This is a genomic window from Paraliobacillus salinarum (assembly GCF_014083865.1).
In the GTDB taxonomy this organism is placed as follows: Bacteria; Bacillota; Bacilli; order Bacillales; family Amphibacillaceae; genus Paraliobacillus; species Paraliobacillus salinarum.
Window position 1 is genome coordinate 40,334 of sequence record NZ_JACEFA010000001.1, and the last position, 15,407, is coordinate 55,740.

Sequence of the window (15,407 nt, forward strand, 5' to 3'; positions counted from 1 at the left end):
GGATGAAGCAATTAATAGACTTACTACATACTATTCCACAATATCAAGGGAACCAAGACATTCCTTCTCTAGAGATCAAAGGGATTACGATCGATTCTAGACAAGTAAAGCAAGGGTATTTGTTTTTTTGTATTCAAGGTTATACAGTAGATGGTCATGATTACGTAGAGCAAGCAATTGAAAATGGAGCGGTAGCGATCATTGCCCAGAGAGAGTTGTCTAATGACAGAGTACCTATTTTTTATGTGAAAGATACAATGAAAGCTCTTGGCTTCTTAGCTAACGCTTTTTATGATTCCCCAACACAGAAATTAGGACTTATTGGTGTTACTGGAACAAATGGGAAAACCTCTGTGACTAGTTTAATTGAAGAAATACTTCAGGCAGAGGATGAAATTACTGGATTAATTGGTACGATAGAAATGAGAATAGCTGGAGAATCCTTTCCTGTAGCCAATACAACACCAGAAGTATCTTTTCTTCAAAAAAGTTTTCATCAAATGGTACAATCAGGGGTCAGTACTGCAGTAATGGAAGTATCCTCACATGCATTAGAGTTAGGACGTGTGAATGGGTGCGATTTTGATGTTGCTGTATTTACTAACTTATCTCAAGACCATTTAGATTATCACGGATCAATGGATCAATATTTCCTTGCAAAGAGTCGCTTATTTCAACAGCTTGGAAATATATATGATAAAAACAACCCAAAATATGCTGTTATAAACGTAGACGATGCTTACAGCGAGCAATTCATACATGCCACAGTTCAGCCTGTTATTACTTATGGTGTAGATAGAGAAGCTGATGTGTGTGCAAAAGATATTTCACTTCACGCTGGTGGTAGTAATTTTGTACTGGAGACGTATAAAGGAAGTATAGGCATTTCAAGTAAGCTGATGGGGAAATTCAGTATATATAACATGCTTGCAGCAGCTACTGTTGCCCTAATAAAAGATATACCATTAACAACTATTAAAATGGTGTTAGAGCAGACTACCGGAGTAGCTGGTCGTTTTGAACCTGTTCAAGTTGGGCAACCATATGGTGTAGTAGTAGATTATGCACATACACCTGATTCACTTCAAAATGTTTTACAGACAATGAAAGAATTTTCAAAAGGAAAAACGTATGTTGTTGTAGGGTGTGGGGGAGATCGTGATAAAACAAAACGACCGTTGATGGCTAAAATAGCATGTGAGTTAACGGATCATGCTATTTTTACATCAGATAATCCTCGCTCAGAAGATCCACATGCGATCTTGAACGATATGACTACTGGTCTAGAAGCTAGCAATTATCAATTAGAAGTTGATCGAAAAAAAGCGATAGATAAAATCGTTGCATTAGCAAATGAAAATGATATGATATTAATTGCTGGTAAAGGTCATGAAGCTTACCAAATCATCGGTAACGAAACATTTTCATTCGATGATCGTGAAATTGCAAAACAAGCAATTAGTAATAACGAATAGAAAAATGAATGACAACGCACTGTTATTTTAAGTGTGTATGTTTATTTTTAAATGTAAGGAGTTAGGATTATTATGTTATTTCTAACAAATGAAATTAATGAGTTATTTCAGAATACAGCTGGTGATGTTTTAGGTAAGCTACCAATCTGTAAAGTAACGACAGATAGTAGGGTTTCAACTGATCGTAGTTTATTTGTCCCTTTAAAAGGTGACAAATTTAATGGCCATGAATTTATTGATCAAGCAATTAAGAATGGTGCAATTGCGGCAATATGGGATCAGAGTGAACCAATTCCGAGATATGTCCCAACAGATTTTCCGATGTTTTTTGTAGAAGATACACTGACTGCACTGCAACAATTGGCGGTTTATTATCGTAACAAAATTAATCCTATTGTTATTGGAGTGACAGGATCAAATGGTAAAACAACAACAAAAGATATCCTGTCTGCTGTTTTATCCAAACAGTTTAAAACACATCAAACAAAAGGAAATCTAAATAATCATATTGGATTACCATTGACTGTTTTAGATATGCCAACAAATACAGAAGTACTTGTTCTGGAAATGGGTATGAATCATTTTGGTGAAATACATGCATTATCACAAATTGCTACACCAAATTATGCAATAATTACTAATATCGGTGAGTCACACATAGAATATTTAAAAACAAGAGCAGGTATAGCACAAGCGAAGGCAGAAATTATAAGCGGATTAGATCAAAATGGCTGTATTTATGTTGATGGAGATGAACCATTACTTGAACCCCATATTAAAGAGCTGCACGCTAAAGCAATTGGTTTTGATTCGAATGAACAGTTTCAGATAACAGATGTGACTGTTACAAGTGAAGGATCGAGTTTCCAATTTAATAATCATGGCTATACGATTCCTTTGATGGGGAAACATCATGCTAAAAATGCTTCCTATGCTATTGAGCTTGCTAAAGATTTGGGTATGGAACATGAGCAAATTCAATTAGGTTTATCTACAATGGCAATGACGGGAATGCGTTTTGAATCTTTGCGAGGTTTACAAGGTTCTACCATAATTAACGATTCTTATAATGCTTCACCAACATCGATGAAGGCTGCTATTGAAGTCGTTCGTGAAATGAAAGGCTTTAATAAGAAAGTAGTAGTATTAGGTGACATGTTTGAGTTGGGTGAGCACGTAAAAAAATATCATCAACAAATTGCTTCATCTTTAACAGATGAAATTGATTTTGTTTTTACCATTGGGGAATATTCAAAAGAATTAAATAAAGCGTTGAGAAGTAGTAAACCCTATATAGAAGCAAAGCACTTTGAATCAAAGGAAGTATTGCTTGATGAATTGCGCACTTTATTAGATAATACTACTTTAGTTTTATTAAAGGCATCTCGAGGTATGAAATTAGAAGAAGTATGCGAAAGTATTGTGTTAAAGCAGTAAGGACGCACAGGGCGGTTTGTAATAGGTAGAGGAGGAGAATATCTTGAATGAATATATATTAATAATCACAATGAGTATCGCATTTTTAATTACCGTCCTCTTATCACCGATTTTTATTCCATTTTTACGAAAGTTAAAATTTGGTCAAAGTATTCGGGAAGAAGGACCACAATCACATATGATAAAAACAGGAACACCAACAATGGGTGGTGTAATGATTGTATTGAGTATTATTGTTACAACAATCATTATGACAACTAAGTTTGAGCAAGCGAGTTGGTTTAGATCTGAAACCTTTTTACTAATCTTTATATTATTTAGTTATGGTGTACTCGGGTTTTTGGATGATTTTATTAAAGTAGCATTAAAGAGAAACCTAGGACTTACTTCCAAACAGAAGATGTTCGGACAAGTGATTATTGCTATTATCTTTTTTGTTGTTTTGAAAATGAATGATTTTCCAACTTATTTAGGTATACCTGGAACGAATTTGCAGTTTGATCTAGGATGGGGTTATGGACTCTTAGTCGTATTCATGATTGTTGGAGCATCTAACGCTGTTAACTTAACAGATGGATTAGATGGGTTGTTAGCAGGAACTGCAGCAATAGCTTTTGGTGCCTTTGGTATTCTAGCATGGTATGGCGTAACGCAATTTGAAGTAACGATTTTTTCAATGGCTGTTGTTGGATCATTACTAGGATTTTTGGTGTTTAACGCACATCCTGCCAAAGTTTTTATGGGAGATACTGGATCGCTTGCCTTAGGAGCAGCGATAGCGGCAGTTGCTATCTTAACAAAATTAGAAATATTATTAATTATCGTTGGTGGTGTTTTCGTATTAGAAACATTGTCTGTAATTATTCAGGTGATCTCATTTAAAACAACAGGAAAACGTGTGTTTCGAATGAGTCCATTACACCACCATTATGAACTAAAAGGGTGGTCAGAATGGAGAGTAGTAACAACTTTCTGGTTAGTTGGGCTATTATTTGCCGCGCTTGGGATTTATATTGAGGTGTGGTTGACATGAATCAATTGAAACAGTTTCCTTACCACGATATATTAGTGTTAGGCTTAGCCAAAAGTGGGACTGCAGCTTGTGAAATTTTAACTCGGAATGGTTGCATAGTAAAAGCAAATGATCTCAATGCTAAATCAGATGACCCAGCAATTATTCAATTAAAGAAGCTTGGTGTAGAAGTAGTGACAGGTGAACATCCATTATCGTTATTAGAGGGAATCGATGTCATTGTTAAAAACCCGGGTATTCCATATGAAAATGAGTTAATTAAAGAAGCTTTAAATCAAAAAATCCCTGTAATTACTGAGATTGAACTCGTACAATATTTAACGAACAATCAAATTATTGGGATAACAGGATCAAACGGTAAAACAACAACAACGACCTTGATCAATGAAATGCTTACGAACAGTAATCAACCAAACAAAATTGCAGGGAACATCGGGAAAGTTGCCGCTGAAGTGGCTACTACATTGGAAGAGAATGAAACAATGGTTGTTGAACTATCCTCATTTCAATTAATGGGGACTGAAACATTTCACCCCAAAATCGCTGTTTTACTAAATTTGTTTGAAGCACACTTAGACTATCATCATACTTTTGAAAATTATCAGCATGCAAAAGCACAAATTTTTGCAAATCAAGACGAAAATGATTTCATTATTTATAATGCAGATGATGCTGATGTAAATGAAATGGTACAGACGGCTAAATCTATGAAAATACCTTTTAGTACAAAACAACAATTAACTAACGGTGCGTGGTGTGATGATACACACATTTATTTTAAAGATAAAAAAATTATAGAGCTATCAGAAATTGCATTAGTAGGAAAGCACAATTTAGAAAATATTCTTGCCTCTGTTGCAGCTTGTTTACTTGCTGGTGGAACGATTCAAGGTATAAAGGATGTACTTACTACTTTTACTGGAGTCAAACATCGATTACAGTTCATTAAAAATCACCATAATCGTTTATTTTACAATGATTCAAAAGCAACGAATATATTAGCAACAACTAAAGCAATTTCTGCCTTTAACCATCCAATTATTCTTTTAGCTGGAGGATTAGACCGTGGGAATGGTTTTGATGAGTTGGCTCCATATTTACAATCTGTTAAAGCGTTAATTGTTTTTGGTGAGACAGCTAAGAAACTTGAAGCGATAGGTAAACAAGTTGGAATAGAAACAATTATACATGTAGAAACAATGGAGCAGGCTGTAGCGAATGCATATGAACACTCTAAAGAACATGATGTGATTTTGTTATCACCTGCTTGTGCAAGCTGGGACCAATATCGAACATTTGAAGAAAGAGGAGACATGTTTATCAAAGCTGTGCATACATTATAGTAAGGCTTGTACTATTAAATAACTAGCCTTTATTTTCCATGTGCGTTAATGAACTGACATTAACGTAAAAAGAAATGGGGCAATAATGTGGGTCAACAAAAACATGCACAGCCAAAACCAGATTTAGTTTTAGTAGTTATTATTTTTGCTTTGCTTGTAATAGGAATCATGATGGTTTATAGTGCTTCAGCAATTTTAGCATCGTATAAATTTGATGATTCCTTTTACTTTGCCAAACGTCAGCTACTATTTGCTAGTATTGGAATTTTAGCGATGTTTATTGTATCAAAGGTTCCTTATCAAACATGGCGTTATTATGCAAAACCAATTCTAATTTGTTGCTTTATCCTCCTAATCGCAGTACTTATTCCTGGAATTGGGATGGTTAGGGGAGGTGCAAGGAGCTGGATTGGGATTGGTGCCTTTAGTATTCAGCCAGCCGAGTTTATGAAGCTAGGATTAATTATTTTCCTATCTACCTATTTAGCAGAGAAACAACGTTATATCCAGTCTTTAAAACAAGGATTTCTTCCACTAACATTATTAATCTTTACAAGTTTTGGATTAATAATGTTGCAACCTGATTTAGGAACTGGAGTTGTACTTGTTTTATCCTGTTTTATTTTGTTATTTGTTGCAGGTGCAAAAATCAACCATTTTGCTACACTAGGTTTGCTAGGTATGGTGGGCTTTGCTGGATTAATCATTTCTGCCCCTTATCGGATCAATCGAATCTTAGCTTTTTTAAACCCTTGGGAAGATCCACTGAATAATGGCTTTCAAATTATCCAATCGCTTTATGCTATTGGACCAGGCGGGCTATTAGGTATGGGGTTAGGTAATAGTTTACAAAAGTTTTTCTATTTACCTGAACCTCATAATGATTTTATTTTTGCTATTATTGCTGAGGAATTAGGTTTTATTGGTGGAAGTTTTTTAATCTTACTATTTTTTCTATTGTTATGGCGGGGAATACGTGTCGGATTAACTGCACCTGATAAATTTGGAATGCTACTCGGTTTAGGCATAACCTCAATGATTTGTCTTCAAGCAATGATCAATATAAGTGTGGTTATTGGCTTGATTCCTGTTACGGGAATCACCTTACCATTTCTAAGTTATGGAGGATCATCACTTACGTTAACATTAGCATCTGTAGGAATCTTAATTAACGTCAGTCGATTTTCTCACATTGAATAGATTTAAATTAGAAAAAGCATTTAATTTAAGGAAACAGTTCAGCTGTTTCCTTTTTTATGTAAAAAATTAATGATTAATATGATTATTTTGTAATTTAATTACATATCAGTTACACTAATAGAAGTCGGAGTCTATTTTTAGAAAAAAATCCACCTTTTGTCTCATATAATAGCGCAACGCACCGTAATAATTTGTGATATACTCTTACTGTAAAAGAATAAAAATGAATAAACATATTTTAATTTACTTAATTAGTTAAAGGAAGAATGAGGAGATGGCGGAAAAAAAAGTTGTTTCTATTGAAGAACGTATTCCTAAGTTGAAAGAAGCTAGAAAGAAGAAAACAAATAGGCGATTAATTTTTTATTTATCGCTATTTTTTATTTTAATATCGATTATCGTGTATTTACAATCTCCTCTTAGTCAAATAGATGAAATCAGTGTGAAAGGTAATGCTTACATAGATGATAGTGCGTTAATTGAATTAAGTGAACTAACAAATGACGTTAATTTTTGGGGGTTTTCTTCTTCTAATGTAGAAAAATTAATTTTAACGCACGATGAAATAAAAGAAGTTAATGTGGCAAGAGAATTTCCAAATAAGGTTGTAATTACAGTTAAGGAACTAGAAAAAGTTGCTTATTTAGAAAGAGAAACTCAATATATACCTCTTTTGGAAAGTGGTCAATTATTAGATGCTGTTTCACAAAAATCGTGGAATGGTGATGCCCCCTTACTTGTAAACTTTACAAAAGATAGTTTCACTGAAAAAATCGCAAAAGAGTTGAAGCTTTTACCCAGTACTGTTGCTTCTTTAATCTCAGAAATATATTGGATTCCTACTGATTCTAATGCTTACAAGGTATCTGTATATATGAATGATGGCTTTAAAGTTGAAACAAGTATTCGTAATTTTGCACAAAATATGAAAAGGTATCCTTCCATTGTGAATCAATTAGAAAAAGGACAAGAAGGCATTATAACGATTGGAGAGGGTGGGGCAGTATTTAACCCTCATGAAGTTGAGCCTGTAAATAAGGAGGATAAAAATGAAGCTACGAGGTAGACATGTTGTTTTGTCACTTGTGCTTTTTGTTTTTGGCTTTCTTGGTTCTTATAGTTTCCAAATTACAAAAGAACACGCTCAAATCGTACAAATGTCAGAACAAGAGTGGGAAAAGGATTTTTTTTATCGCCAGCAATTAATTCAAATGGAAGAAAAAAACAGAAAATTGCAAGAGAAAGTAGATAATTATAGAAAAGACATTAACCAATTAGAGCAAGCATTTGGTGATGACGAAGCTAAAATAAAAACACTTGTAAATGAGAAAAAGAAACTTCAAATGATTACAGGAGAACTACCAATTCAAGGGTCAGGAATAAAACTTTCCTTAAAAGATTCCGCATACATTCCATCTGAAGAAAATGTGAATCAATATATTGTGCACGACCGACATGTTCAACTTGTTATTAATGAATTATATAGTGCAGGTGCAAAAGCAATTGCAATAAACGGACAACGAATATACAAAGACAGCTTTGTTAATTGTGTCGGTCCAGTTATATCTGTAGATGGGAATCAATACCCTGCTCCATTTGAAATCGAAGCGATTGGTGATCCGGAATCACTACAAACTAGTTTAGAATTGACAAATGGTGTAGTAGATATTTTAGTGAATGATAATATTGAAGTGAAACTAGAAACAATGGAACGTGTGCAAATGGATGCTAAAATCAGTTAAGTTAGGTGATCGTATTGTCAGTGAAAAATAAAGTCATTGTATCCATTTTATCTATATTTATAGGTTTTGTATTAGCCATTCAATTCCAAACTTCAAATGGATCGAGTCAACGCGAAACAAGGGACACATGGCAAGTAAGAGCTAAATTACAAGATGAACAACAAAAACAACAATTGTTATACAAAAAGTTAGATAAATTGGAAGCAGTTTATGAAGAATATGCCAAACAATCTGAACAAGAACAAATGGATGTATTAAAAGAATCAATTATAGAATTGAAAAAAAAAGCCGGCCTATTAGAGAGGGATGGGGCTGGTGTAGTTATGACAATAGAAGGAATATTCATTGACTCCCCATATGCACAAGAGTATCCAACCATCTCTCCAGAATTACTAAATCGGCTAATTAATGAATTGAATGCATATGGCGCAACTGATATAGCTATAGAAAATGAACGGATTGTCAATACTTCTCCCATTCGATATGTAAATGGAAAGACATACGTCAACAATCATGCTTTACCAGATTTACCATTAAATATTTATATTCTAACTGAGAATCCACAAAGGTTAATTGATTACATGGAAGTAAGTCAATCAATGGATGAATTTTCTATTGAAGATATGTCTATGGAATTTACCTTAAAAGAAAAAATAACATTGCCTGCATATCAAGGGATAATTAATTTCGAAGCAGTAGAAGTGAATGAAGAAATAGGTGAAAAGTAATGTGGTTACCGGCAATATTTTTAATAATAGGTATATCTTTAGGTCTTCTAACTGATATTACAATTTCGGATCAGTATTCGAATTACTTATCTATTGCAATACTCGCAGCATTAGATACTTTATTCGGTGGAATCCGCGCACACCTAGATCGAACATTTGATCAGAAGATTTTTGTGTCAGGTTTCTTATTTAACATTGGTTTAGCTGTTTTATTAACCTTTATTGGTGTAAAATTAGGTATTGATCTGTATTTGGCTGCAGTATTTGCTTTTGGAGTAAGACTGTTTCAGAACATTGCAATTATTCGTAGACGCTTAATTCTACAAAAAAATACAGAAAAACAAGATAATTAACGTTTTTTTGACAGGAAAATGTTCGCTAAATGTAGAATAATGTAGTAAAGTTTAAATGTAGATCTAAAATGCTTTTCTTTTTAATGCTCTTTAGGAAGAAAAGAAATATTTATAGGAGTATATTCTGGGTTTATATTGTTTTAATTATAATTTATAATAGAACTAATCTACTAATTTTCCGAAAACATGTTAAAATGATAGTTACATATATTAACAAAGGTTTAGTGACTATTCAAAAAATAAAATTAATCTATAATTTGTAACCTTAACGTAGGAGGTGCCTTTCTTGTGAACAACAATGAAATATTAGTCAGCTTGGATATAGGTACATCAAAAATTAAAGTAATTATTGGTGAAGTATTAAAGGATTCCTTGAATATTATTGGAGTAGGAACTGCGAATTCTAATGGAATGAAAAAAGGTGCCATCGTAGATATTGACCAAACTGTGCAATCTATTAAGAATGCCGTGGAACAAGCGGAAAGAATGGTAGATATGCAAATTGACCGGGTAATTGTTGGTGTCAATGGAAATCACGTTCAGCTTCAGCCATGTCACGGTGTAGTGGCTGTTTCAAGTGAGAACCGTGAAATTGGAAATGAAGATGTGACAAGAGTAATAGATGCAGCACAAGTGATTTCTATTCCACCAGAAAGAGAGATTATTGATGTTGTACCAAAACAATTTATTGTCGATGGATTAGATGAAATATCAGATCCTAGAGGGATGATTGGTGTTCGATTAGAGATGGAAGGAACGATTATTACTTGTTCCAGAACAATGTTACATAACGTATTGAAATGTGTTGAAAGAGCTGGTTTAGAAGTTATCGACATATGTCTTCAATCACTAGCATCAGGTTCTATTGCCTTATCAAAAGATGAAAAAAATCTAGGAGTAGCTTTAATTGATGTTGGTGGAGGAAATACTACGGTAGCAGTTTTTGAAGATGATCATTTGACTGCCACTAGTGTTGTTCCATTAGGTGGAGATAACATCACAAAGGATATTTCTATTGGATTAAGAACTACTTCAGAAGATGCTGAGGAAATTAAAATTAAGCATGGACACGCTTTTTATGATCAAGCGCTTGAAGAAGAAACTTTTGAAACTTCCATTATTGGCAGCGATCAAAAGCAAATATTTAATCAATTGGATATTTCTGATATGATTGAAGCTAGGTTAGAGGAAATTTATACTTATGCAGCTAAAGAATTAAGACGAATGGGTTATTCTGAACTACCTGGTGGCTTTGTTTTAACTGGAGGTTGCATGAGAATGCCAGGTGCTTTAGAATTGGCTCAAGACTTATTTCATGCCAATGTACGCATTGCAATTCCTGACTATATAGGTGTGAGAGAATCACAATTTACTGCTGGAGTCGGGATATTAAAGTTTTCTAATTACAATGCAAAAATTCAAGGAAAGCATTTAACTGGTGCTGTTTCCTACTCTGATTATGCAGAAAAGAAGCCTGCTAAACAAAAAAGAATGGTGAAAAAAGAAGAAAGCAAACAACCAGCGAAGAAAAAAGATTCTGGTATTTCTAATTTATTTAAATACTTTTTTGATTAAATGTAAAAAAAAGATGTTCAAGCTTTTTATACATAATAGTTTGAATGGAACATCCCTCAAAAAGATAACTAAACATCAAGAAAACTAGTAAACTTGCAGATTAGGAGGAACAAACATGTTAGAGTTTGATACGGAAATGGATCAACTTGCAAAAATAAAAGTAATAGGTGTTGGCGGTGGAGGAAATAATGCCGTGAATCGTATGATCGAACATGGTGTACAAGGTGTTGAATTTATTGCAGTCAATACTGATTCACAAGCATTAAATTTATCTAAAGCTGAAGTAAAAATTCAATTAGGAACTAAATTAACTCGTGGGTTAGGTGCAGGTGCAAACCCGGAGGTAGGAAGAAAAGCAGCAGAAGAAAGTAAAGAACAAATTGAAGAAGTACTACAAGGTGCTGATATGATTTTTGTTACTGCTGGAATGGGTGGTGGAACTGGAACTGGTGCTGCGCCTGTTATTGCACAAATTGCGAAAGAATTAGGCGCCTTAACAGTGGGTGTTGTTACACGACCGTTTACTTTTGAAGGAAGAAAACGTTCTACTCAAGCTATTACAGGAATAGATGGATTGAAATCTAGTGTAGACACACTGATTGTTATTCCAAATGATAGATTATTGGAAATTATCGACAAAAATACACCGATGTTAGAAGCTTTCCGTGAAGCTGACAATGTTTTACGTCAAGGTGTTCAAGGTATATCTGATTTGATAGCTACACCAGGTTTGATTAACGTGGACTTTGCTGATGTTAAAACAATTATGTCAGATAAAGGATCTGCATTAATGGGAATTGGCGTGGCTACTGGAGAAAGTAGAGCTTCTGAAGCGGCCAAAAAGGCAATTTCATCTCCATTATTAGAAACATCTATTGATGGTGCGCATGGTGTGCTTATGAACATAACGGGTGGTGCAAACCTTAGCTTATATGAAGTGCAAGAAGCTGCAGATATTGTAACATCAGCTGCTGACCAAGAAGTGAATGTTATCTTCGGTTCAGTAATTAACGAAAACTTAAAAGAAGAAATAGTCGTTACTGTTATCGCAACCGGATTTGATGAATCTCAAATTGATAACGGCCAACCTAAAAAACGACCAGTTGCACATAAAAATATGGCTTCCAGTGAAAAAAGACGAGAAGTGGTATCACAGGAGCCACAGGAACAACAACGCTCTAGAGAAGAAGAGGATACATTAGATATTCCGACCTTCTTACGTAATAGAAATCGTCGTAGATAAAAATTCAATATTTTCAATGAAAAAGGTTTTGATTAGCTAGTAATAGTTAATCAAAACCTTTTTTGTTGTGTGAAAAATGAAATTATCATTTTAAAGTTTTATTGAAACATTTTTATAAGCATCACTTTTGACAATTTAACAGTTAATTTCTAAAAATATGCTACTATTAGCAGTCAAAATTTGACAGACATTGAAATTTATTTTCGCTATACTAATCACAGTGAACAGGTAAGTGAGGGGGGAACAAATAATTATCTATTTAGACGCCGTTTGGATACTCAATATTTTTTTGGATTGGATGATTCTATTATTAACTAAACACATGGGAAAAGTTAGTGCAAAAAGCTGGGCGATCTTTTTGGCTGCAATCATTGCTTCATTGTTTGTACCTTTGACCATTTTTTATCCTAATTCTATTTTACTTCATCCAATTGGAAAGCTATCTATCTCAATATTAGTTATAATTATTGGTTTCGGTCTGAAGCATCCCAAAACTTTATTGCGACTGTTACTTACGTTTTATTTTGTGACTTTTGCATTAGGAGGATCATTAACTGCGATTCATTTTTTTTTATCAAGTCCAGTTCAATTTGGACCAACAGGTATCGTTACATGGAGCAGTGGTTTAGGGGATCCAATCAGTTGGATGTTTGTTGTTGTTGGTTTTCCGGTAGTATGGATGTTTACTAAAAATCGTCTGGACAAGCACACAATAACTCAGTTTGATGCAGAACAAATTATGCATGTTACCTTTCACTATAACAATGTTGCTATTACTACTACGGGGTATGTTGATAGTGGAAATCAATTAATAGATCCATTAACAAAAAAGCATATTGTGGTTTGTGATTATAGTATAGCGAAGCAGCTTTTTACTTATGAACAAATAAAACAAATGAAAAAAGCGATGGAAGGCTATCATTTTGAACAATTGGAAGGCTATTTTTCGAATCCTATAGATATTGTTCCTTACCATGATATCTCAGGACAACCGCAATTTATGCTTGCAATCAAACCTGAGAAATTCACTATATATCTCAAAAAACAAAAAATATTGGTTTCGAATGTGAGCATTGGGATCCAATTTAATCAATTAGCTGAAGATGGAAGCTATCATTGTTTGCTTCATCCAGCATTGTTTAATCAAACTACATTAAAACTAGCTTAAGGAGGAAGAGAGAATGATTAAAAAATGGCTAATTGCGGTCAAATTACGTTGGTACAAAATTCGGATGAAGTTAGGAATAAAACCAAAAGCAATTTATTATATTGGTGGGAGTGAAGCATTACCTCCTCCGTTGTCTAAAGAAGAAGAACAAGTATTATTAAGAAAATTGCCTGATGGTGATAAAGCAGCAAGAGCTATGTTAATCGAACGGAATTTACGTTTAGTTGTATACATAGCAAGAAAATTTGAAAATACAGGAATAAATATAGAGGATTTAATAAGTATTGGAACAATTGGTTTAATAAAAGCAGTAAATACATTTAATCTTGAAAAAAAAATCAAATTAGCTACTTACGCATCTAGGTGTATAGAAAACGAAATTTTAATGTATTTAAGAAAAAATAATAAATTGAAATCAGAAGTATCTTTTGATGAACCATTGAATATAGATTGGGATGGAAATGAGCTATTACTATCCGATATTCTGGGGACAGATGAAGATATAACGATTAAAGAATTAGATGCAGATGTAGATAAAGAATTATTACAGAATGCTTTAGAACAATTGAATGAACGTGAAAAACAAATAATGGAACTTCGCTTCGGATTAATAGGAAGCGAAGAAAAAACACAAAAGGATGTTGCTGATATGCTTGGTATATCTCAATCCTATATTTCACGATTAGAGAAAAAAATTATACGTAGACTTCAAAAAGAATTTAATAAAATGGTGTAAAGCTTACTACTGTAGTTGTCACCAGTTTTTAAAATTAAACAAGAATTTTTTTCCTGCATAAAACATCTTCCTAGTGGTGATACTGTTCCATGAACAGCATCTCCAAACGGGAGGATAAATCATGACAAAACACAAGGTTGAAATTTGCGGTGTTGACACATCTACTTTACCAGTACTTAAAAATGAGGAAATGCGGAAGTTGTTTAAGGAATTACAAAGTGGTGATTTAAGTGCGCGTGAGGAATTAGTTAATGGAAATCTAAGATTGGTGTTGAGTATTATCCAAAGGTTTCAGAATCGTGGAGAGTATGGCGATGATCTATTTCAAGTAGGTTGCATTGGTTTAATGAAATCAATTGATAATTTTGATTTGGGTCAAAACGTCCGGTTTTCCACGTATGCTGTACCAATGATTATTGGTGAAATTCGTCGCTACTTAAGGGACAATAATCCAATACGTGTATCTAGATCATTAAGAGATACGGCATATAAAGCTCTGCAAGTTAAAGAAAAATTGATGAGTAAAACTTTAAAGGAACCAACAGCAATGGAGATTGCTAAAGAGATGGATGTCCCCCATGCAGATATTGTTTTTGCAATGGATGCCATTCAAGACCCAGTATCATTGTTTGAACCGATTTATAATGATGGTGGTGACCCGATCTTTGTAATGGATCAAATCAGCGATGATAAGGATAAAGAATCTAATTGGTTGGACCAAATATCATTAAAAGAGGGAATGCATCGACTTAATGAACGAGAAAAAATGATTTTGACAAAGCGTTTTTTTCAAGGAAAAACACAGATGGAGGTTGCTGAAGAGATCGGTATCTCACAAGCGCAAGTTTCTAGATTAGAAAAGGCGGCAATGCAAGAAATGAATAAAGAAATGTTTGAATAATAAATTATTCGTTATCTTTGTAAATATAAAATAAAATGAAACAGATACATCTTTTTAATTGAAGGGTGTATCTGTTTTTCTTTTTAAGTAAATTTATTAAATAAGATAAATTCAAACAAAGCATTGCATATAATCACAATAACAGGATGGAGGGGTGAATATGGTTACTTTAACGAATATGCAATTAAAAGAAATCATTCTGGTGGAAAGCGGTGAGAAGATTGGAATGATTGTGGATTTAGAGATTGATCATAGTAAAGGGAAAATCACACATCTAATTGTAGGTGCTAAGAACAAAGTCATACCATTATTCGGAAAACAAGAAGAAATCACGATTCCATGGGCTGATATCGTAACAGTTGGTTCTGATGTTATTTTAATTAGAAGTGATAAACGCAAATTGATTTAAAAATGTAAAAACTGAGCATTTCACACATAATTCGATTTTTATAAGAAATTCACTCGAATGTATG

Annotated in this window: 15 protein-coding genes; all 15 read left to right on the forward strand. The window is 33.7% G+C overall.

What is annotated here, in order from left to right; all coding sequences use genetic code 11:
* The first annotated feature begins 2 nt into the window (after nucleotides 1–2).
* The 15 genes from HP569_RS00230 to HP569_RS00300 all read left to right on the forward strand — a co-directional run bounded on the left by HP569_RS00230 (nucleotide 3) and on the right by HP569_RS00300 (nucleotide 15,343).
* Entirely contained in the window at nucleotides 3–1,475 is a 1,473-nt protein-coding gene (locus tag HP569_RS00230; protein WP_182199067.1) for a UDP-N-acetylmuramoyl-L-alanyl-D-glutamate--2,6-diaminopimelate ligase, read from the forward strand.
* 72 nt (nucleotides 1,476–1,547) lie between these two features.
* Nucleotides 1,548–2,912, forward strand: coding sequence for a UDP-N-acetylmuramoyl-tripeptide--D-alanyl-D-alanine ligase (locus HP569_RS00235; RefSeq protein ID WP_182199068.1), 1,365 nt, complete (start codon nucleotides 1,548–1,550; stop codon nucleotides 2,910–2,912).
* A gap of 70 nt (nucleotides 2,913–2,982) precedes the next feature.
* A complete protein-coding gene (gene mraY / locus HP569_RS00240) occupies nucleotides 2,983–3,945 on the forward strand; it encodes a phospho-N-acetylmuramoyl-pentapeptide-transferase (protein ID WP_425501803.1) in 963 nt (320 codons plus the stop codon).
* Nucleotides 3,942–5,288, forward strand: coding sequence for a UDP-N-acetylmuramoyl-L-alanine--D-glutamate ligase (gene murD / locus HP569_RS00245; RefSeq protein ID WP_182199070.1), 1,347 nt, complete (start codon nucleotides 3,942–3,944; stop codon nucleotides 5,286–5,288). Before mraY ends, murD begins: the two co-directional genes overlap by 4 nt.
* A gap of 87 nt (nucleotides 5,289–5,375) precedes the next feature.
* Entirely contained in the window at nucleotides 5,376–6,488 is a 1,113-nt protein-coding gene (gene spoVE / locus HP569_RS00250; RefSeq protein WP_182199071.1) for a stage V sporulation protein E, read from the forward strand.
* 274 nt (nucleotides 6,489–6,762) lie between these two features.
* Complete coding sequence (locus HP569_RS00255) at nucleotides 6,763–7,554, forward strand: cell division protein FtsQ/DivIB (RefSeq protein ID WP_182199072.1); 792 nt, start codon at nucleotides 6,763–6,765, stop codon at nucleotides 7,552–7,554.
* Complete coding sequence (locus tag HP569_RS00260; protein ID WP_182199073.1) at nucleotides 7,538–8,230, forward strand: DUF881 domain-containing protein; 693 nt, start codon at nucleotides 7,538–7,540, stop codon at nucleotides 8,228–8,230. Before HP569_RS00255 ends, HP569_RS00260 begins: the two co-directional genes overlap by 17 nt.
* A 20-nt stretch (nucleotides 8,231–8,250) precedes the next feature.
* Nucleotides 8,251–8,958, forward strand: coding sequence for a DUF881 domain-containing protein (locus HP569_RS00265; RefSeq protein ID WP_246366879.1), 708 nt, complete (start codon nucleotides 8,251–8,253; stop codon nucleotides 8,956–8,958).
* On the forward strand, nucleotides 8,958–9,311 hold the full coding sequence (locus HP569_RS00270) for a small basic family protein (RefSeq protein ID WP_182199075.1): 354 nt from the start codon (nucleotides 8,958–8,960) through the stop codon (nucleotides 9,309–9,311). Before HP569_RS00265 ends, HP569_RS00270 begins: the two co-directional genes overlap by 1 nt.
* Before the next feature lie 288 nt (nucleotides 9,312–9,599).
* The gene (ftsA, locus tag HP569_RS00275; protein ID WP_182199076.1) at nucleotides 9,600–10,886 is read left to right on the forward strand and encodes a cell division protein FtsA; all 1,287 of its coding nucleotides are present in this window, start codon (nucleotides 9,600–9,602) and stop codon (nucleotides 10,884–10,886) included.
* Nucleotides 10,887–11,001: 115 nt separating this feature from the next.
* Complete coding sequence (ftsZ, locus tag HP569_RS00280; protein WP_182199077.1) at nucleotides 11,002–12,129, forward strand: cell division protein FtsZ; 1,128 nt, start codon at nucleotides 11,002–11,004, stop codon at nucleotides 12,127–12,129.
* A 232-nt stretch (nucleotides 12,130–12,361) separates the two neighbouring features.
* Nucleotides 12,362–13,297 (forward strand): sigma-E processing peptidase SpoIIGA, encoded by a 936-nt coding sequence (gene spoIIGA / locus HP569_RS00285; protein WP_281366352.1) that lies wholly within the window; start codon nucleotides 12,362–12,364, stop codon nucleotides 13,295–13,297.
* 13 nt (nucleotides 13,298–13,310) lie between these two features.
* Nucleotides 13,311–14,033: an RNA polymerase sporulation sigma factor SigE gene (sigE, locus tag HP569_RS00290; RefSeq protein ID WP_182199079.1), complete on the forward strand. Its 723-nt coding sequence runs from the start codon at nucleotides 13,311–13,313 to the stop codon at nucleotides 14,031–14,033.
* 121 nt (nucleotides 14,034–14,154) lie between these two features.
* Complete coding sequence (gene sigG, locus HP569_RS00295) at nucleotides 14,155–14,934, forward strand: RNA polymerase sporulation sigma factor SigG (RefSeq protein ID WP_182199080.1); 780 nt, start codon at nucleotides 14,155–14,157, stop codon at nucleotides 14,932–14,934.
* Nucleotides 14,935–15,094: 160 nt separating this feature from the next.
* Nucleotides 15,095–15,343 carry a YlmC/YmxH family sporulation protein gene (locus HP569_RS00300; RefSeq protein ID WP_182199081.1) on the forward strand — a complete coding sequence of 83 codons (249 nt, stop codon included), beginning with the start codon at nucleotides 15,095–15,097 and terminating at the stop codon, nucleotides 15,341–15,343.
* Nucleotides 15,344–15,407 lie beyond the last annotated feature (64 nt).